At 67.5% G+C, this 17,377-nt stretch carries 18 protein-coding genes; 7 read left to right on the top strand and 11 right to left on the bottom strand.

The features are described 5' to 3' along the window. Nucleotides 1-74: 74 nt before the first annotated feature. The 4 genes from ABD05_RS13795 to ABD05_RS13780 form a co-directional block, all read right to left on the bottom strand. A complete protein-coding gene (locus tag ABD05_RS13795) occupies nt 75-1,133 on the bottom strand; it encodes a sulfate/molybdate ABC transporter ATP-binding protein (protein WP_047900604.1) in 1,059 nt (352 codons plus the stop codon). 13 nt (nt 1,134-1,146) lie between these two features. Further along, nucleotides 1,147-2,097, bottom strand: a complete 951-nt coding sequence (gene cysW / locus ABD05_RS13790; protein WP_047900603.1) for a sulfate ABC transporter permease subunit CysW — start codon at nt 2,095-2,097, stop codon at nt 1,147-1,149. Next, nucleotides 2,094-2,987, bottom strand: coding sequence for a sulfate ABC transporter permease subunit CysT (gene cysT, locus ABD05_RS13785; protein ID WP_047900602.1), 894 nt, complete (start codon nt 2,985-2,987; stop codon nt 2,094-2,096). The genes cysW and cysT overlap by 4 nt, the downstream gene beginning before the upstream one ends. 122 nt (nt 2,988-3,109) lie before the next feature. Continuing rightward, a complete protein-coding gene (locus ABD05_RS13780) occupies nt 3,110-4,147 on the bottom strand; it encodes a sulfate ABC transporter substrate-binding protein (protein WP_047900601.1) in 1,038 nt (345 codons plus the stop codon). A 264-nt stretch (nt 4,148-4,411) separates the two neighbouring features. Here ABD05_RS13780 and lexA point away from each other — a divergent pair, with 264 nt between their 5' ends. Genes lexA through ABD05_RS13765 form a run of 3 tightly spaced genes read left to right on the top strand, consistent with a single transcriptional unit; the run spans nt 4,412 to nt 6,152 of the window. Next, the gene (gene lexA / locus ABD05_RS13775) at nt 4,412-5,059 is read left to right on the top strand and encodes a transcriptional repressor LexA (protein WP_047900600.1); all 648 of its coding nucleotides are present in this window, start codon (nt 4,412-4,414) and stop codon (nt 5,057-5,059) included. A 26-nt stretch (nt 5,060-5,085) separates the two neighbouring features. Continuing rightward, nucleotides 5,086-5,421 carry a hypothetical protein gene (locus ABD05_RS13770; protein WP_047900599.1) on the top strand — a complete coding sequence of 112 codons (336 nt, stop codon included), beginning with the start codon at nt 5,086-5,088 and terminating at the stop codon, nt 5,419-5,421. 29 nt (nt 5,422-5,450) lie between these two features. Beyond that, on the top strand, nt 5,451-6,152 hold the full coding sequence (locus ABD05_RS13765) for a DUF2939 domain-containing protein (protein ID WP_047900598.1): 702 nt from the start codon (nt 5,451-5,453) through the stop codon (nt 6,150-6,152). Between the two features lie 69 nt (nt 6,153-6,221). On the opposite strand, the gene ABD05_RS13760 is transcribed toward ABD05_RS13765, so the two are convergent. Continuing rightward, nucleotides 6,222-6,719 (bottom strand): universal stress protein, encoded by a 498-nt coding sequence (locus ABD05_RS13760; protein WP_034184109.1) that lies wholly within the window; start codon nt 6,717-6,719, stop codon nt 6,222-6,224. Between the two features lie 331 nt (nt 6,720-7,050). On the opposite strand from ABD05_RS13760, the gene nodI reads away from it, so the two are divergent. Beyond that, nucleotides 7,051-7,965, top strand: a complete 915-nt coding sequence (gene nodI, locus ABD05_RS13755) for a nodulation factor ABC transporter ATP-binding protein NodI (RefSeq protein WP_047900597.1) — start codon at nt 7,051-7,053, stop codon at nt 7,963-7,965. A gap of 6 nt (nt 7,966-7,971) precedes the next feature. Next, complete coding sequence (locus tag ABD05_RS13750) at nt 7,972-8,805, top strand: ABC transporter permease (RefSeq protein ID WP_047900596.1); 834 nt, start codon at nt 7,972-7,974, stop codon at nt 8,803-8,805. A 35-nt stretch (nt 8,806-8,840) separates the two neighbouring features. On the opposite strand, the gene ABD05_RS13745 is transcribed toward ABD05_RS13750, so the two are convergent. From ABD05_RS13745 to ABD05_RS13730, 4 genes are all read right to left on the bottom strand, one after another. Continuing rightward, the gene (locus tag ABD05_RS13745) at nt 8,841-9,263 is read right to left on the bottom strand and encodes a hypothetical protein (protein ID WP_047900595.1); all 423 of its coding nucleotides are present in this window, start codon (nt 9,261-9,263) and stop codon (nt 8,841-8,843) included. 101 nt (nt 9,264-9,364) lie between these two features. Further along, the gene (locus ABD05_RS13740; protein WP_047900594.1) at nt 9,365-10,423 is read right to left on the bottom strand and encodes a permease; all 1,059 of its coding nucleotides are present in this window, start codon (nt 10,421-10,423) and stop codon (nt 9,365-9,367) included. Next, nucleotides 10,420-11,547 (bottom strand): tRNA 2-selenouridine(34) synthase MnmH, encoded by a 1,128-nt coding sequence (mnmH, locus tag ABD05_RS13735; protein WP_047900593.1) that lies wholly within the window; start codon nt 11,545-11,547, stop codon nt 10,420-10,422. The genes ABD05_RS13740 and mnmH overlap by 4 nt, the downstream gene beginning before the upstream one ends. A gap of 64 nt (nt 11,548-11,611) precedes the next feature. Continuing rightward, on the bottom strand, nt 11,612-12,565 hold the full coding sequence (locus ABD05_RS13730) for a LysR family transcriptional regulator (RefSeq protein ID WP_047900592.1): 954 nt from the start codon (nt 12,563-12,565) through the stop codon (nt 11,612-11,614). A 165-nt stretch (nt 12,566-12,730) separates the two neighbouring features. Here ABD05_RS13730 and ABD05_RS13725 point away from each other — a divergent pair, with 165 nt between their 5' ends. Both ABD05_RS13725 and ABD05_RS13720 read left to right on the top strand, forming a co-directional pair. Further along, nucleotides 12,731-14,152 carry a M20 family metallopeptidase gene (locus tag ABD05_RS13725; protein WP_047900591.1) on the top strand — a complete coding sequence of 474 codons (1,422 nt, stop codon included), beginning with the start codon at nt 12,731-12,733 and terminating at the stop codon, nt 14,150-14,152. Between the two features lie 35 nt (nt 14,153-14,187). Beyond that, complete coding sequence (locus ABD05_RS13720; RefSeq protein WP_047900590.1) at nt 14,188-15,474, top strand: MFS transporter; 1,287 nt, start codon at nt 14,188-14,190, stop codon at nt 15,472-15,474. A 77-nt stretch (nt 15,475-15,551) separates the two neighbouring features. Here the strand turns inward: ABD05_RS13720 and ABD05_RS13715 are convergent, their stop codons facing one another. Next, nucleotides 15,552-16,604, bottom strand: a complete 1,053-nt coding sequence (locus ABD05_RS13715) for an NADP(H)-dependent aldo-keto reductase (RefSeq protein WP_047900589.1) — start codon at nt 16,602-16,604, stop codon at nt 15,552-15,554. 195 nt (nt 16,605-16,799) lie between these two features. Further along, nucleotides 16,800-17,237: a PaaI family thioesterase gene (locus ABD05_RS13710; protein WP_047900588.1), complete on the bottom strand. Its 438-nt coding sequence runs from the start codon at nt 17,235-17,237 to the stop codon at nt 16,800-16,802. Nucleotides 17,238-17,377 lie beyond the last annotated feature (140 nt).

The following is a 17,377-nucleotide window of genomic DNA, read 5'->3' as shown; positions in this document are numbered from 1 at the left end:
GGTATGCCTCTTAGGCTGTCGTTGTTTGATTGTCGAATCGGAGCGAATTCCGCCCCCTGCCCTGCATTCTCGCCTCAACGCGCGGGAAACACGCGCACCGCGCGCGGCACGGCCGTCGCGCCATCGCCGACCTGCAGCGAGAGCGCACGCCACGCGTCGCGATCGAGTTCCGCCTCGAGCGCACCGCCCGCGCGCGCCTCGAGCTCGACGCGCACCGAACCGCCGAGCGGGATCACGCGGCGCACGTCCACCGCGATGCCGTCCCGGTGCCCTTCGCCTGCCGGCCAAAGCTGCAGGTCGTGCGGGCGCACATACGCGTTCGCGGGGCCCGCGAAGTCGGCGTCGACCTCGATCGGCGCAGCGGCGCCCTCCGCGACGAAGCCGCGCCCGGCAACCGTGCCCGGCAGCCGGTTCGCCGCGCCGAGGAACTCGTACACGAACGCGCTCTGCGGATGATCGTAGACGTCCTGAGGGCTGCCGACCTGCTCGACGTGGCCGCGGTTCAGCACGACGATTCGATCGGCCACCTCCAGTGCCTCCTCCTGGTCGTGCGTGACGAAGATCGTCGAGATGTGAAGGTCGTCGTGCAGGCGGCGCAGCCAGCCGCGCAGTTCCTTGCGGACCTTCGCGTCGAGCGCGCCGAACGGTTCGTCGAGCAGCAGCACCTTCGGCTCGACCGCGAGTGCGCGGGCAAGCGCGATGCGCTGGCGCTGGCCGCCCGACAGCTCGGACGGGTAGCGCTGCGCGAGCCAGTCGAGCTGCACCAGCTTCAGCAATTCGTGCACCTTGTCGCGAATCGCGGCTTCCGACGGCCGCTCGCGGCGCGGCTTCACGCGCAGCCCGAACGCGACGTTCTCGAACACCGTCATGTGGCGGAACAGCGCGTAGTGCTGGAACACGAAACCGACCTGGCGGTCGCGCGCGCCGACCGACGCGACGTCGAGCCCCTGCAGCACGACCTGGCCGGCGTCCGCGTGCTCGAGGCCCGCGATCACGCGCAGCAGCGTGGTCTTGCCGCAGCCGGACGGCCCGAGCAGCGCGACCAGCTCGCCGGGCGGGAAATCGAGCGACACGTTGTCGAGCGCCGTGAAATCGCCGAAGCGCTTCTGAAGGTTACGGACGGTGATACCCATTCTGGTTGCCTCTTTACGATTTCGACGAAACGGCGGCGACAGGGCCGGCATGTGCGGGAACGGCGTCGCGCGCGCCGGCCAGTTCGGCGGCGAGATGACGCTCGGCGAGCAGCTTCAGCGCGAGCGTGACGAGCGCGAGCAGCGCCAGCACCGACGCCACCGCGAACGCCGCCGCGAAGTTGTATTCGTTGTACAGGATCTCGACGTGCAGCGGCATCGTGTCGGTCACGCCGCGGATGTGGCCCGACACGACCGAGACCGCGCCGAACTCGCCCATCGCGCGCGCATTGCACAGGATCACGCCGTACAGCAGGCCCCACCTCACGTTCGGCAGCGTCACGCGGCGGAAGATCTGCCAGCCCGACGCGCCGAGCACGCGCGCGGCTTCTTCCTCGTCGGTGCCCTGCGCCTGCATCAGCGGAATCAGCTCGCGCGCGACGAACGGGAACGTGACGAAGATCGTCGCGAGCACGATGCCCGGCACCGCGAAGATGATCTGCACGTCGTGATCCTGCAGCCACGGCCCGAGCCAACCCTGCGCGCCGAACAGCAGCACGTACACGAGGCCCGAGATCACCGGCGACACGGAGAACGGCAGGTCGATCAGCGTCGTCAGCAGCGCCTTGCCGCGGAATTCGAACTTCGCGATCGCCCACGACGCACACACGCCGAACACGAGGTTCAGCGGCACGGCGATCGCCGCGACGGTCAGCGTCAGCTTGATCGCCGCCCATGCGTCGGGATCGGCCAGCGATTCGAGATAGAAGCCGACGCCCTTGCGCAGCGCCTCGACGAACACCGCGGCGAGCGGCACGACGAGGAAGAACGCGAGGAACGTCAGCGCGATGCCCGTGAGCAGCCAGCGCACGACGCGCGACTCGCTGACGGGGTCGAGCCGATTCGCGGTGCGCCCTTGCGCGGCCGACGGCGGGGTTTTCAGCACGACGGTGGCCTCCTGGCTCATTGCTGGCCTCCTGCTGCGGTTGCGGTGACGGTCGCGGGCGCGGGGCCGCTTGCGCCCTTGCTCGTCCTGCGCTGCAAATACCATTGCAGCGTGTTGATCAGCAGCAGCATCAGGAACGACACGACCAGCATCACGACCGCGAGCGCAGTCGCGCCCGCGTAGTCGTATTGCTCGAGCTTCGTGATGATGAGCAGCGACGTGATCTCGGATTTCATCGGCACGTTGCCGGCGATGAAGATCACCGACCCGTATTCGCCGAGCGCGCGCGCGAACGCCAGCGCGAAACCGGTCAGCAGCGCCGGCAGCACGGCCGGCAGCACGACGCGGCGGAACGTCAGCCAGCGCGACGCGCCGAGGCACGCGGCGGCTTCTTCCTGCTCGCGCTCGAAATCCTCGAGCACCGGCTGCACGGTGCGCACGACGAACGGCAGCCCGATGAAGGTCAGCGCGACCAGCACGCCGGCCGGCGTGAACGCAATCTTGATGCCGAGCGGCGCGAGATACTGGCCGACCCAGCCGTTGGTCGCGTAAACGGCCGCGAGCGAGATGCCGGCGACCGACGTCGGCAGCGCGAACGGCAGGTCGACGATCGCATCGACGAGGCGCTTGAACGGGAACGTGTAGCGCACGAGCACCCACGCGACGAGGAAGCCGAACACGGCGTTGATCAGCGCGCCGCCGAGCGCGGCCGAGAACGTCAGCCGGTACGACGCGAGCACGCGCGGCGACGTGACGGCGGTGACGAACTGGTCCCACGACAGCGTCGCGGTCTTCAGGAACGTGGCGGCGAGCGGAATCAGCACCACGAGGCTCAAATAGGCCACCGTGATGCCGAGCGTCACGCCGAAACCGGGCAGCGCGCTCGGCTTGCGAAAGGTGTACGTCGTCATCGGATGCTCTTGCTGGGTCGATGCTGCTCATGGGTCCGACGCAAACGCCGGCGCGATGAATTGCGCCGGCGGCCCGTCGGGGATGCGGCGCGCTGTCGTGGCGCGCCGCTGTCGTTATGGCGTTACTGCGGCTTGTAGATCGAATCGAACACGCCGCCGTCCGCGAAATGCGTCTTCTGCGCATTCGTCCAGCCGCCGAACGTGTCGTCGACCGTGTACAGCTTCAGCTTCGGGAACTGCTTGGTCAGTTCCGCCGGCACGTTCTTCGAACGCGGCCGGTAGTAGTTGCGCGCCGCGATCTCCTGGCCCTGCGGGCTGTACAGGAAGTTCAGGTACGCGTCGGCCAGCTTGCGCGTGCCCTTCTTGTCGACCACCTTGTCGACCACCGCGACGGGCGGCTCGGCCAGGATGCTCACCGACGGCACGACGATCTCGAACTTGTCGGTACCGAATTCCTTGACCGACAGGAATGCCTCGTTTTCCCATGCGATCAGCACGTCGCCGATCCCGCGCTGCACGAAGCTCGTGGTCGCGCCGCGCGCGCCGGAATCGAGCACGCCCGCGTTCTTGTACAGCTTCGTGACGAATTCCTTCGCCGTCTGCTCGCTGCCGCCCGGCTTGTGCACCGCATACGCCCACGCGGCCAGGTAGTTCCAGCGCGCGCCGCCCGACGTCTTCGGGTTCGGCGTGACGATCGAAATGCCCGGCCTGGTCAGGTCGTCCCAGTCCTTGATCCCCTTCGGATTGCCCTTGCGCACCAGGAACACGATCGTCGACGTGTACGGCGACGCGTTGTCGGGCAGCCGCTTCTGCCAGTCCTTGCTGACGAGCCCCTTGTTCGCGAGCGCGTCGATGTCGTACGCGAGCGCGAGCGTAACGACGTCGGCCTGCAGGCCGTCGAGCACTGAGCGCGCCTGCGCGCCCGAGCCGCCGTGCGACTGCTTGAAGTTGACGGTCTCGCCCGTCTTCGCCTTCCACTCCTTGCCGAACGCCTGGTTGAAGTCCTGATACAGCTCGCGCGTCGGGTCGTACGACACGTTCAGGAAGGTCGTATCGGCCTGGGCGTGCGTCGCGACGCCCAGCGCCGCCGCCGCGCCCAGCGCGAGTGTTGCGATCAGGCGGCCCACGCCGCCCACCAGCCCCGTATTGCGCTTCGCCATCCTTGGTTCTCCAGTGTTGTCGGTATTGCGATGTCGGGCCAGTCTAACGAACGGGTTACATGATTAAAAATAATCGTTCTTCATTTTTTAATACTCAAAAGTGCTAACGCATACGGGATGGACGGTTGCGGCAGATGAACCGGCGTCCGAACGTCACGAAATCACGCCGGAACCGGCGTGATCGCGTCGAACCTCAAGTAACACTTGAAATTCGCGAAGTACTGTATAAAAATACAGCTCACTGTCTATCCATACAGTTGAGCCATGACCAAACTCACCGCCCGTCAGCAGCAAGTGTTCGACTTGATCCGTCGCGCGATCGAGCGCTCCGGATTCCCGCCCACCCGTGCCGAGATCGCGGCCGAACTGGGCTTCAGCTCGCCGAATGCGGCCGAGGAGCACCTGCGCGCACTGGCGCGCAAGGGTGTGATCGAGCTGGCCGCCGGCGCATCGCGCGGCATCCGCCTGCTCGGCCTCGAAGATTCCCCGCACCAGTTCACGCTGCCGCACGCCGGCCTGATGCAACTGTCGCTGCCGCTCGTCGGCCGCGTCGCGGCCGGTAGCCCGATCCTCGCGCAGGAGCACATCTCGCAGCATTACGCGTGCGATCCCGCGCTGTTCTCCAGCAAGCCCGATTACCTGCTGAAGGTGCGCGGCCTGTCGATGCGCGACGCAGGCATTCTCGACGGCGACCTCCTCGCCGTGCAGAAACGCACGGAGGCGAAGGACGGCCAGATCATCGTCGCGCGTCTCGGCGACGACGTCACGGTCAAGCGCCTGATGCGCCGGCCGGGCGGTCTCGAGCTGATCGCGGAGAACCCGGATTACGAAAACATCTTCGTCAAGGCCGGCAGCGCGGAATTCGCGCTGGAAGGCATCGCCGTCGGGCTGATCCGCTCGGGCGAACTCTGACATTCCGTCTCGCTTAGGAGAACATCATGGAACGCCTTGCCCGCCTGCTGCCTTTCCGTCAATTCGGTCGCCTGCGTCATCTGCGCGGCCGCACGCCTTGCGCGCCGCTGTCCGCGGCAGCGCCTGTGAAAGAAGAAGTCGCAGTCGAACGGCAGGCGTCCCTGCTGCCATCGGCGCTCCCCGCTTTCGCGCGGGTATCGCTGAACGCCGGCCTGAATCATGCGGAACCCGCGCGCCGCGCGCCGGTGCGCGTCTATCACGGCCGGTCGCGCCTGATCATGGTCGGCACGATCGATGCCGTGTGCCGGATGATCGATCACTGCATCGCGGAGGAACGATCGGCCGCGCAAGGCGGTCTCTGATTGCGGAGCATTCCCGTACCGGAGGCAACGTGACTGGATCGTCGGGCCGCAAACCGCGGCTCAAGCCGCTGCTGATCGTCATGCTGGCCGTCGCCGTCATTGCGGCGATCGGCTACGCATATGCATCGCCGTACGTCGCGCTCGGTCGCCTGAAATCGGCGATCGATGCACGCGATGCGCAGGCCATCAGTGAATATGTCGATTTTCCGTCGCTGCGCATCAGCCTGAAGCAGCAGGTCACGGAAGAGTTGATGCGCCGGATCGACGCGGTGAAGAAAGACAATCCGTTCGCGGTGATCGGTGCGTTGATCGGGTCCGCGCTGATCGGCCCGCTGGTCGATGCGTACGCGACCCCGGAGGGCGTGGCCGCGCTGATGAGCGGATTGCCGCCGCGCGGCAATCCGGGCGAGCGCCCGCCCGAATGGTCGAATCTGCCGCAAGGCAATGCACCGGGCAGCGCACCGGCCGCACCACCCGCCAATCCGGCTCCGGCGAGCGCAGCCGTTCCGGGCAGCAACGCAGCCGCCGCGGCTGCGTCATCGCCGGCACCGGCCAGCGCGAACGATGCAACGCACACGCCGCATCAGCAGCAAACCAGCGCCGGCTACCGGAATGTCGACGATTTCGTCGTGACCTACCAGCGCAGCGCCGACGGCACGCGCTATGCGGCGATATTCCACCGCTTCGGGCTGTTCTCGTGGAAGCTGTCCGCGATCGACCTGCATGCGTAGCCGGCCGCGGTCGACGCCCGCGCCACTGATGCGGCGCGGCGCCTGTCAGGCCGTCATTGCGTCATCAGGTCATTTGCCGCTCGCCGTGGCCGCTTCACGCTCGCGCGCGATTTCGGCCTTCTGCTCTTCCGCCGACGAACACGCAACCAGAATGCTGCAGTTCACGCGATCGAGCAGTTGCGTATTGCCCGACCCCATCCACCATCTCGACAGCCCGCTACGGCACCGGTGGCCGACGACGACGAGGTCGACCTTCAGCTCCGACGCGAGATTCGCGATTTCGTCGATCGGGTAACCGAACGCAAAATGGCCTTCGGCCTGCACGCCGCGCTCGCGCAGCCAGTTCACGCCTTCCTGCAGGATTTCGCGCGCGGTTTCCTCGAAGCGGCCGCACGCGACATCGGTCAGCAGCCCCGCGCTTTGCGCGATGCTCGAGCGCATGTCGACGACCGACAGCAAGTGCGTTTCGGCCTTCAGGTCCATTGCCAGATTGGCGCCGCAACGCAGTGCCTTGCGCCCTTCGAGCGAGCCGTCGTAACACAGCAAAATCTTGTTGTAGCTAGCCATGAAACCTCCCTATCGCGACAACGAGCCTACGCATTCATCATGGTGCGCCGCAATTCAGGACGCAAGGGATGGAAAACGCTGATTCGCCCCGCTCGGCGCGTGCGCGATGATGCAGTGCACGATCGGTGTGCACCGGCATCGCATCGTGCAGGCATGCGCTGAAGAGACGCAGCCGATGCACTAGAATGGCCCGTTCGTACCCCAGCGGGTCGTGACGCGCCGGCGTCGTGCGCTTCGGTCATGCCCATGTGACACACATTCGCCCTATCCGTTCGCCGACCGGCCACGCATCGGGCCGCGGAACGCGCCCGCTTACAACGACAACATGCCCATGTCCGTCGCACCGATCGATCTCCGCAACGTCGAAAAGCGCTATGGCGACAAGCTCGTCGTCAACGGCCTGTCCTTCAACGTGCAGGCCGGCGAATGCTACGGCCTGCTCGGGCCGAACGGCGCCGGCAAGACCACCACGCTGAAGATGCTGCTCGGCCTCGCGTATCCCGATGCAGGCACCATTTCACTGTGCGGCGAACCGGTTCCATCGCGTGCGCGGCACGCGCGCCAGCGCGTCGGCGTGGTCCCGCAGTTCGACAATCTCGACCCCGACTTCACCGTGCGCGAGAACCTGCTCGTGTTCAGCCGCTATTTCGGGATGTCGGCGCAGGCTGCGCGCGCACTCGTGCAGCCGCTGCTCGAATTCGCGAAGCTCGAGAACAAGGCCGATGCGAAGGTCGGCGAGCTGTCGGGCGGCATGAAGCGCCGCCTCACGCTCGCCCGCGCGCTCGTCAACGATCCCGACGTGCTCGTGCTCGACGAGCCGACGACCGGCCTCGATCCGCAGGCGCGGCACCTGATGTGGGAGCGGCTGCGTTCGCTGCTCGCGCGCGGCAAGACGATCCTGATCACCACGCATTTCATGGAAGAAGCCGAACGTCTGTGCGACCGCCTGTGCGTCATCGAGGAAGGCCGGAAGATCGCCGAAGGCGCGCCGCACGCGCTGATCGAATCGGAGATCGGCTGCGACGTGATCGAGATCTACGGGCCCGACCCGGCCGCGCTTCGCGACGAGTTGTCGGCGTTCGCGAAGCACACCGAGATCAGCGGCGAGACGCTGTTCTGCTACGTGAGCGACCCGGAGCCGCTCAGTGCGCGGATCAAGGGTCGTACGGGGTTGCGCTATCTGCATCGCCCGGCCAATCTGGAGGATGTGTTCCTGCGGCTCACGGGCCGCGAAATGCAGGACTGATCGATCATGGATGTCCGCAACTATTCCGCCGCCGCACCTTCGGCCCCGCCGCGCGAGTCACGCTTCGCGATCGCGATGCCCGCGAACGCAACCAACTGGGTCGCCGTTTGGCGGCGCAACTATCTCGTCTGGCGCAAGCTCGCGCTCGCGTCGATGTTCGGCAATCTTGCCGATCCGATGATCTATCTGTTCGGGCTTGGTTTCGGGCTCGGCCTGATGCTCGGCCATGTCGACGGCGTGTCGTATATCGCGTTCCTCGCGGCCGGCACGGTCGGGTCGAGCGTGATGATGTCCGCGAGCTTCGAATCGATGTATTCGGGCTTCTCGCGGATGCACGTGCAGCGCACCTGGGAGGCGATCATGCATACGCCGCTCGCGCTCGGCGACATCGTGCTCGGCGAAATTGTCTGGGGGGCCAGCAAGGCGATGCTGTCGGGTGTCGCGATCATGCTCGTCGCGGGCGCACTCGGCTATGCGCAGTTTCCGTCGATGCTCGTGGCGCTGCCCGTGATCGCGCTCGCGGGCCTCGCGTTTGCCAGCGTCGCGATGATCGTCACGGCGCTCGCGCCGTCCTACGATTTCTTCATGTTCTATCAGACGCTCGTGCTGACGCCGATGCTGCTGCTGTCGGGCGTGTTTTTCCCGATCACGCAGTTGCCGCCGGTCGCGCAGCACGCCGCGCATGCGCTGCCGCTCGCGAACGCGGTTGAGCTGATCCGGCCCGCGATGCTCGGCCGGCCGGCGACGGACGTCGTGTTGCACGTTGCGGTGCTCGCCGGCTATGCGGTCGGCGGATTCCTGCTGTCCGCGTGGCTGTTCCGGCGGCGGATGATGCGCTGACGGCCGGCGCGCACGGCGCCGGCTTCATGACGACGTTACTCGTCGTCGTCGCTCCACGGAATCTCGACGTCGGTCAGGAACGCGACGGTCGCGAGCGGACCGCCTTCCTGGCGGCCGAGCTTGCCGTCCGCGCGATGCCATTCGACGCGGAACTGCGTGCCCGGATCGTCGGCGACCAGATAGACCGAGCGCAGCTCTTCCTTGTCGGCCTCGTCCACCGGGCCGTCGAACGACACCAGCATCTTCTGCGGCCACAGGCCGTTGACGGGATCGTAAATGCGGTCGCCCTGCGGAATGTCGATGCTGGCGTCGACGCCGATCGTTGCGGAGGCCTCGATGATCATCGTGCCGAGTGCGCTCAGCACGGCAGTTGCCCGCGCGGAATTGGCCTGGCGGATCGCGAGATCGCCGCGCGTCAGCGCCTTTTCGAGTCGAGGATGAATCTTCGGTTGGGTCATGCGTTTTCCTGTTTGCTTCTTGTAAAGGGCGCCGCACGCGTGAAACGCCGGCGCCGGATGAATACGACGATCGCGCCCGCCCGGCGCGCCGCTCGCGCGCGTCAGAACCCGAACGCGACCGCGAGCAAGCCGCTCACGATCCCGAACACGACGACGAGGGTCGAGACGATCGCCAGCATGTAGGGCTTGAACGAACGCGCGAGCATCGCCAGCGACGGCACGCTGATCGGCGGCAGCGTCATCAGCAGCGCGGCGGCCGGGCCGACGCCCATGCCGAGCGACAGCATCGCCTGGATGATCGGCACCTCGCCGGCCGTCGGGATCACGAACAGCATGCCCGCGACCGCGAACGCGACGATCCAGCCGAGATGATTGCCGATGTCCGGGCCGATATGCGGGAACAGCCATGCACGCGCGGCGCCGAGCAGCAGCACGAGCACGATGTATTCGGGCACGAGCCGCACGGCCATGCGGGCAAGCAGCTTCATCCAGCGGACGAACGGATTGCCGGCCGCGGCCTGCTCGGCCGCCAGCGCGGCGAGCTGTGCGTCGTCGATGCTGCGGTCTTCAGGGCGCGCAATGCGGTTCAGCAGATAGCCGATCCCGAACACCATCGCAATGCCGAGCACGAGGCGCAGCGCGCTCCAGTGCCAGCCGAGCACGAAGCCCATGAAAACCAGCGCCGCCGGGTTCAGCACCGTGTTGCCGAGCCAGAACGCGACCGCGCCGCCCGGCGACGCATGGCGCGCACGCAGCCCCGCGACGACCGGCGCCGCGCAGCACGTGCACATCATCCCGGGCAGCGACAGCAGCCCGCCCGCGGCGACGCTGCCGAAGCCCGTGCGACCGAGCACGCGTGCGACCCAGTGCGCGGGCAGCAGCGCCTGCACGGCCGAACCGAGCAGCAGGCCCAGTACCATCGCCTGCCAGATCGCCTTGCCGTACGCCCATGCGTAGTCGAGCGCGGCCTTCAGCGACGGCTCGGGTGCGGTCGCCGACGTGCCCATCAGGATCGACTGGCCGATCGAATGGTGCTCGGCGGCAACGAACGCCTTGTTGTAGTACGGAAACCATTTCACATAGAACAGCCCTGCGACCGCGATCAGCAGGAAGGTCATCCAGCCGAGGGCCGGATTGGGTTGGGTGCGTGTGGTCGTCATCGTGTGGTCGTCGATTGGTCTTTATCGGTTTTGGATTCCGCGCCTGCCGCAAGCGCGGCCGACGCAGGCAGCCCGGCCTGCGCGAGTTCGGCCAGCAGCGTGCGTGCCTGATCGCGCGCGTCGGCCGCGTTGGGCCGGAACGCGAACGTCAGTACCCGGTTCGGCTTGTTGTATGCCGCGCGATAAGTGCGCGCATAGGCGGGATCGTAATGCTTGTCGATCAGCGTGGTGAACAGTTCGGCCCGTGCGTTCGCATCGATCAACGCTTTCCAGTTCGTCACCTCTTCGCGGCTGTGCAGCCCGATCAGCCGATGGAGCTGCGCCTTGAACGCGGCCGGGTCGTCGAACAGGTGGCCGTAGTCGTCGAGCAGGAACGCGATGCGCTCGTCGTGCGCCGCTTCGACCTGCACCCACGGCCCCGCGTGAAACGCTTCGACCAGCGCGATCGGCAACTGGACGAGCCCGATCCTGCGGCTTTCCGATTCGACGAATACCGGCCATTCGGGGTCGAAACGTCCGAGCGTTTCGACGAGCCCCGAATCGAACCCCTTCTGCGCCGGCTGCGGCGTGCCCGGCAGCGCGCCGAGCAGCGAGCCGCGATGGCACGCGAGCGCCTCGAGATCGAGTGTCTGCGCACCCGCATCGCGCAGCGCGTTCAGCAGGCGCGTCTTGCCGCAGCCCGTGTGGCCGACCAGCGCGATATAGCGAAAGCGCGTCGGCAGCGTGTCGAGCGTCGCGCACACCGAGCGGCGATACGCCTTGTAACCGCCGTCGAGCTGGCGCGCCTGCCAGCCGATCAGGTTGAACCAGGCCGTCATCGAGCCCGAGCGCTTGCCGCCGCGCCAGCAATAGATCAGCGGCCGCCAGTTGCGCGGACGGTCGGCGAACGTCGTGTCGAGATGGCGCGCGATGTTGCGCGCGACCATTGCCGCGCCGACGCGGGTCGCCTCGTACGGCGACACCTGCCGGTACATCGTGCCGACGAGCACGCGTTCCTCGTTGCTGAGCACGGGCGCGTTCAGCGCGCCGGGAATATGGTCCTCGGCGAACTCGAGCGGCGTGCGCACGTCGATGATCTCGTCGAACTCGCCGGCGCGATCGAGGGTGACAATCAGGTTCTTCAATTTGGCGTCGAACAGGGGCGATGCGGCTCGGTGAGCCGCATGGGCACGGAAGGCGGATTGACGATTATCTCACGGGCCGGCGTCTCGGGCCGCGCGCGGCGGCCGGCGGCGACGATGCGACCTGCATCGCGTCGATCAGATGATCGCGGAACGCCCGTACCGACGCGGGCAGATCGCGCCCCGCCATCGTCTGCACCTGGATGCTCCGCTCGCGAAGCTGCGGGTTCGTCACGGGCACGACGACGAAGCCGTCCGCATCGCAGCGGTCGCGCACCGACAGCAGCCCCGTGAACATCACCGCGCCCGTGCGCCGCGCGTAGCCGTACATGGCCGCCGTGTTGTTGCTCGTCAATTCGGGCTCGAGCAGCAGCCCGTCGAGCGCGCACGCGATGTCGATCAACTGGCGCACCGTCGTGCCGGCCTCGGGCAGCACGTGCGGGTGACGTGCGACATCGGCGAGCGATACCGCGTCGCGCGTCGCGAGCGGATGGTCGCGCCGCACCAGCGCGAAGATCGGCGCGCGCTCGGTGTGCTCGACGCGCACGCCCTTCTCCGGCGCGAGGCTGAAGGTCAGCGCGATGTCCACATCGCCGTCGCGCACGCGCCGCGTCGCGTCCGCCGGCGATACGACCCACACGGAGAAATCGACGCCCGGGTGGCGCGCCTTGAAGCTCGCGAGCGCGCCGGGCAGGAAATCGATCGCGAACCCCTCCGAGCACGCGATCTTCAGCAGGCTGCCGTGCAGCGCGTCGAGCCCGCCGATGTCCTTCATCACATGCTCGGCCTCCAGCAGGCTGCGCTGCGCGAAGGCCAGCAGCCGCTCGCCGGCCTCCGACAGCGCCATCCCGCGCGGCCGGCGCTCGAACAGCGGCGCGCCGAGCTCGCTCTCGAGCTTCGCGATCTGGCGGCTGATCGCCGACACGGCCACGTGCAGCCGCGCGGACGCGTCGCTGATCGAGCCGGTGCGCGCCACCTCGACGAAATACCGCAGCGCCAGGCCATGCAGGAAAGCCGCCATCGTTCTGTCTCCGCGCCGTTCCCGGCCGCGCTGCTTTGCCTTTTCGGCAAAGGAAGGTTCGAAATTCGATCATTGTGACAAAAAAAACGGCTTTCTAGAATCGATCGCACTTCACGCTGCACGCGCGATTCGCGCACGCCGCCAGCCCGACAGAGGAGACCCGACTTGAGCCGTACCGCCGCCATCCAGCACGCGCTGAACCAGTTCGAATCCGGTGCGTTCTTCACGACCCTGAGCCGCCGCGTCGGCCTGCGCACCGAAAGCCAGGAAAGCGGCACCGAAGCCGCGCTGCGCGCCTACCTGACCGCCGAGATCGCGCCCGAGGCCGCGCGCCTCGGCTTCACGTCGCGGATCGTCGACAATCCCGTCGACGGCGGCGGCCCGTTCCTGCTCGCGTCGCGCCACGAAGACGACACGCTGCCGACCGTGCTGATCTACGGTCACGGCGACGTCGTGCGCGGCTACGACGCGCAGTGGCGCGCGCCGCTGTCGCCGTGGACGTTGACGGCCGACGGCGACCGCTGGTACGGCCGCGGCAGCGCCGACAACAAGGGGCAGCACACGATCAACCTGGCCGCGCTGGCGAGCGTGCTCGACGCACGCGGCGGCCGGCTCGGCTTCAATGCGAAGCTGCTGATCGAGATGGGCGAGGAAACGGGTTCGCCGGGCCTCGACGCGCTGTGCCGCCAGGAGCGCGACGCGCTCGCGGCCGACGTGCTGATCGCGTCCGACGGCCCGCGTATCGCCGCCGCGCGCCCAACCGTGTTCCTCGGCTCGCGCGGCTCGGTCAATTTCAAACTGAGCCTGCGCGCCCGCGACGGCGCGCATCACTCCGGCAACTGGGGCGGGCTGCTGCGCAATCCGGCGATCGTGCTCGCACATGCGCTCGCGAGCCTCGTCGATGCGCGCGGCGCGATTCGCGTCGCGGGGCTGCGCCCGCCGCCGATCCCGGCCGCCGTGCGCGACGCGCTCGCCGATCTTGTCGTCGGCGGCGGCCCTGGCGATCCCGCGCTCGACGCCGACTGGGGCGAGCCCGGGCTGTCCGCGGCCGAGCGCGTGTTCGGCTGGAACACGTTCGAGATCCTCGCGTTCAAGGCAGGCAATCCCGAGCACCCCGTCAATGCGATCCCGCCCGTCGCGTATGCGCACTGCCAGTTGCGCTTCGTCGTCGGCACCGACTGGCAAGCGCTGCATGCTCACCTGCGCGCGCACCTCGATGCGCACGGCTTCGCCGACATCGAGATCGACATCGAGCGCGGCGCACCGGCGACGCGCGTGCCGCCCGACGATCCGTGGGTCCGCTGGGCCGTCGCGTCGCTTGCGCGAACCACCGGCAAGAAGCCCGCGATCCTGCCGAATCTCGGCGGCACGCTGCCGAACGAAGTGTTCGCCGACACGCTCGGGCTGCCGACGCTGTGGGTGCCGCACTCGTACCCGGCGTGCTCGCAGCATGCACCCGACGAGCACCTGCTCGCGAGCGTCGTCAGCGAGGGGCTGCAGATGATGGCCGGCCTCTTCTGGGATCTCGGCGACGATGCGCCGCCCGTTCGCCGCGCGGCACCCGCCGCGGCCGGCGCCGCCCTGTAACGCGCTTCGCCCCTTTCTCGGGACCTGCCCACACGATGAATACGACCACCCTGACCTCGCAGGACGCCGCGCGCCCCAGCGCCGCGAAGATCCGGCGCATCATCTTCGCGGCGTCGATCGGCAATGCGCTCGAATGGTTCGACCTGATCGTCTACGGTTTCTTCGCGGTGACGATCGCCAAGCTGTTCTTCCCCGCGACGAGCGAAGCGACGTCGCTGATGCTGACGCTCGGCACGTTCGGGCTGTCCTACCTGATCCGGCCGATCGGCGGCTTCGTGCTCGGTGCGTACGCGGACCGTGCGGGCCGCAAGGCGTCGCTGCTGCTGTCGATCGCGATGATGATGGCCGGCACGCTGCTGATCGCGCTGATGCCGACCTACGCATCGATCGGCATTCTCGCGCCGCTCGGGATCATGCTGTCGCGGCTGATGCAGGGCTTTTCCGCGGGCGGCGAATTCGCGAGCTCGACCGCGTTCCTCGTCGAGCATGCGCCGCAGCGGCGCGGTTTCATGTCGAGCTGGCAGTTCGCGAGCCAGGGCCTTGCGACGCTGCTCGCTTCGGGCTTCGGCGCGCTGCTGACGTCCACGCTGACACCCGCGCAACTCGAAAGCTGGGGCTGGCGCGTGCCGTTCCTGTTCGGTCTCGCGATCGGCCCGGTCGGGCTGTACATCCGCCGCTACGTCGACGAAGGCGTCGAGTTCAAGACGCAGGCACGCTCCGAAGCGCCGGTGCGGGAGCTGTTCGCGGACCAGAAATTGCGGCTGCTGCTGTCGATCGGCGCGCTGGTGATCTCGACCGCGATCAACTACATGATCCTGTACATGCCGACCTATGCGATCAAGCAGCTCGGGCTGCCCGCGTCGACGGGCTTCGCGGCGACGCTCGCGACCGGCTTCGTGCTGACGCTCGTCACGCCCGTCGTCGGCCACCTGTCCGATCGCACCGGGCGGATCCGCATGATGGCGGTCGCGGCCGTCATCATGCTGGTCACCGTGTGGCCGACGTTCGCGTGGCTCACGCGTCACGCGTCGTTCGCGACGATGCTCGCCGCGCTGGTCTGGATCGGTGCGCTGAAGGCAATGTACTGCGGCGCGCTGCCGGCGCTGATGGCCGAGCTGTTCCCGTCGCAGACGCGTGCGACGGGCCTCGCGGTCAGCTACAACACGGGCGTCACGCTGTTCGGCGGCTTCGCGCCGTTCGTCATCACCTGGCTGATCAGCACGACCGGCAACCGGCTGTCGCCGGCGCTCTACCTGATGGGCTGCGCGCTGCTGAGCCTCGCCGCACTGTACGTCGCGCGCACGCGGCTCAAGATGAGGTAACGCAACCGACGACCGCGCACCAATGCGCCGCCGATGCGGCCCGTCGCGGCATCGCTGCCGCGCGGGCCGCACGCCGTTTACGGCGCCGGGTTCGGCTGCAGTTCGTGCAGCGCGTCGATCTCGGCGACGATCTCGTCGGACAGCATCACGTCGATGCTGCCGATGTTCTCCTTCAACTGCTCGAGCGACGTCGCACCGACCAGGTTGCTGCGCACGAACGGCCGGCTGTTGACGAACGCAAGCGCGAGCTGCGCGGGCGACAGCCCGTGACGCTGCGCGAGCGCGACGTAACGCGACGTCGCCTCGACGGCCTGCGGCTTGCTGTAGCGCTGGAAGCGCTCGAACAGCGTGATGCGTGCGCCGGCCGGGCGTGCGCCGTGCTCGTACTTGCCGGACAGCCAGCCGAATGCGAGCGGCGAATACGCGAGCAGGCCGACGCCGTCGCGATGCGTGAACTCCGACAGCCCGTTCTCGAACGTGCGGTTCAGCAGGCTGTACGGATTCTGGATGCTCGCGATGCGCGGCAGCCCGAGCTTCTCGGCCGCGCGCAGGAACTGCGCGACGCCCCACGGCGTTTCGTTCGACACGCCGATCGCGCGCACCTTGCCGGCTTTCACGAATTCCGCGAGCACGCCGAGGGTTTCCTCGATCGGCACCGTGTACGCGTCGTCGATCCACGGATACGCGGGACGGCCGAACGTCGTCGTGCTGCGGTCGGGCCAGTGCAGCTGGTAGAGATCGACGTAGTCGGTCTGCAGCCGCTTGAGGCTGCCGTCGAGCGCCTCGGTCAGGTTCTTGCGGTCGAACTGGTTGCCCTCGCCGCGAATATGGCGCGGGTTGTGCGGCTGCCGCGCCGGGCCCGCGATCTTCGTCGCGAGCACGATCCGGTCGCGCTGCGCGCGATGCTGCGCGAGCCAGGTGCCGATGTACTGCTCGGTGCGCCCCTGCGTGTCGGGCTTCGGCGGCACCGGATACATCTCCGCGGCATCGATCAGCGTCACGCCCTGCGCGACCGCATAGTCGATCTGCTCGTGCGCGTCGCGCTCCGAGTTCTGTTCGCCCCACGTCATCGTGCCGAGACCGACCAGGCTGACCTCGATGCCCGAATCGCCGAGTGTGCGGTATTCCATGCTGTTCCTGTCGCGTCGGTGGAAAGCAGGAACGCTATCACATTGAAGCGAACGCTTCAGACGTGCCCCACTGATGCTTACAGGCGACCTTCGGCGCCGCCGTGAATGCTCGGGCGCGGGCACGGAGAGTGGCCTTGCAACCTGCGTCGCACTTACGCGGCACTTCCTGCGGCCGGCCCGGCTTGCCGCCGTCCGTTATTGAGGCCGCTGAATGAAGCAGGTCGCCGACGCATGCGCGACGATCTTGTCGTCCGGCGTCTTCAGCGTGCCCTCCGCGACGCCCAGCGAACGCGACAGGTGAATCACGCGCCCTTCCGCGATCAGGTCGACGTCGCGCGGCACGGGCCGCAGCATCTTCACATGCAGATCGACCGTGCCATAGCCGACACCCGCGTCGAGCATCGAATGCACCGCGCAACCCGTGACCGAATCGAGCACCGTCGCGGCGAACCCGCCGTGCACGCCGCCCAGCGGATTCAGGTGCCGACCGTCCGCGCGCGCCGAAAACTTCACATAGCCGAGTTCGACATCCAGCGGACGCATCGGGATCGTCTCCGAAATCGACGCAAGCGGCACATCGCCCACCGCCGCGGCACGCAGCAGATCGAGACCAGACAGGGAAAGCGGATTCATCGGGTTGTCTCCGGGTTGAAAGCGCGTCGCCGCGCTAGTAAGTTCTAAATTGGAACCCATTATCGTCAGCGATGCCGGCCGTTGTCAACGCAGCCGCGCCCGTTGCAACCGAAGGCGGGTTCTATAATCGAACCCGCTAT

Source organism: Burkholderia pyrrocinia (genome assembly GCF_001028665.1).
Classification (GTDB): domain Bacteria; phylum Pseudomonadota; class Gammaproteobacteria; order Burkholderiales; family Burkholderiaceae; genus Burkholderia; species Burkholderia pyrrocinia.
Note: the sequence above shows the minus strand (reverse complement) of the source record. Positions and strands in the feature narration are given on the sequence as shown.

What these genes read in the sequence shown, in the direction of transcription:
- ABD05_RS13795 (WP_047900604.1), bottom strand. Translation starts at nt 1,133, where the DNA reads ATGGGTATCACCGTCCGTAACCTTCAGAAGCGCTTCGGCGATTTCACG.
- cysW (WP_047900603.1), bottom strand. Translation starts at nt 2,097, where the DNA reads ATGAGCCAGGAGGCCACCGTCGTGCTGAAAACCCCGCCGTCGGCCGCG.
- cysT (WP_047900602.1), bottom strand. Translation starts at nt 2,987, where the DNA reads ATGACGACGTACACCTTTCGCAAGCCGAGCGCGCTGCCCGGTTTCGGC.
- ABD05_RS13780 (WP_047900601.1), bottom strand. Translation starts at nt 4,147, where the DNA reads ATGGCGAAGCGCAATACGGGGCTGGTGGGCGGCGTGGGCCGCCTGATC.
- lexA (WP_047900600.1), top strand. Translation starts at nt 4,412, where the DNA reads ATGACCAAACTCACCGCCCGTCAGCAGCAAGTGTTCGACTTGATCCGT.
- ABD05_RS13770 (WP_047900599.1), top strand. Translation starts at nt 5,086, where the DNA reads ATGGAACGCCTTGCCCGCCTGCTGCCTTTCCGTCAATTCGGTCGCCTG.
- ABD05_RS13760 (WP_034184109.1), bottom strand. Translation starts at nt 6,719, where the DNA reads ATGGCTAGCTACAACAAGATTTTGCTGTGTTACGACGGCTCGCTCGAA.
- nodI (WP_047900597.1), top strand. Translation starts at nt 7,051, where the DNA reads ATGTCCGTCGCACCGATCGATCTCCGCAACGTCGAAAAGCGCTATGGC.
- ABD05_RS13750 (WP_047900596.1), top strand. Translation starts at nt 7,972, where the DNA reads ATGGATGTCCGCAACTATTCCGCCGCCGCACCTTCGGCCCCGCCGCGC.
- ABD05_RS13745 (WP_047900595.1), bottom strand. Translation starts at nt 9,263, where the DNA reads ATGACCCAACCGAAGATTCATCCTCGACTCGAAAAGGCGCTGACGCGC.
- ABD05_RS13740 (WP_047900594.1), bottom strand. Translation starts at nt 10,423, where the DNA reads ATGACGACCACACGCACCCAACCCAATCCGGCCCTCGGCTGGATGACC.
- ABD05_RS13730 (WP_047900592.1), bottom strand. Translation starts at nt 12,565, where the DNA reads ATGGCGGCTTTCCTGCATGGCCTGGCGCTGCGGTATTTCGTCGAGGTG.
- ABD05_RS13720 (WP_047900590.1), top strand. Translation starts at nt 14,188, where the DNA reads ATGAATACGACCACCCTGACCTCGCAGGACGCCGCGCGCCCCAGCGCC.
- ABD05_RS13715 (WP_047900589.1), bottom strand. Translation starts at nt 16,604, where the DNA reads ATGGAATACCGCACACTCGGCGATTCGGGCATCGAGGTCAGCCTGGTC.
- ABD05_RS13710 (WP_047900588.1), bottom strand. Translation starts at nt 17,237, where the DNA reads ATGAATCCGCTTTCCCTGTCTGGTCTCGATCTGCTGCGTGCCGCGGCG.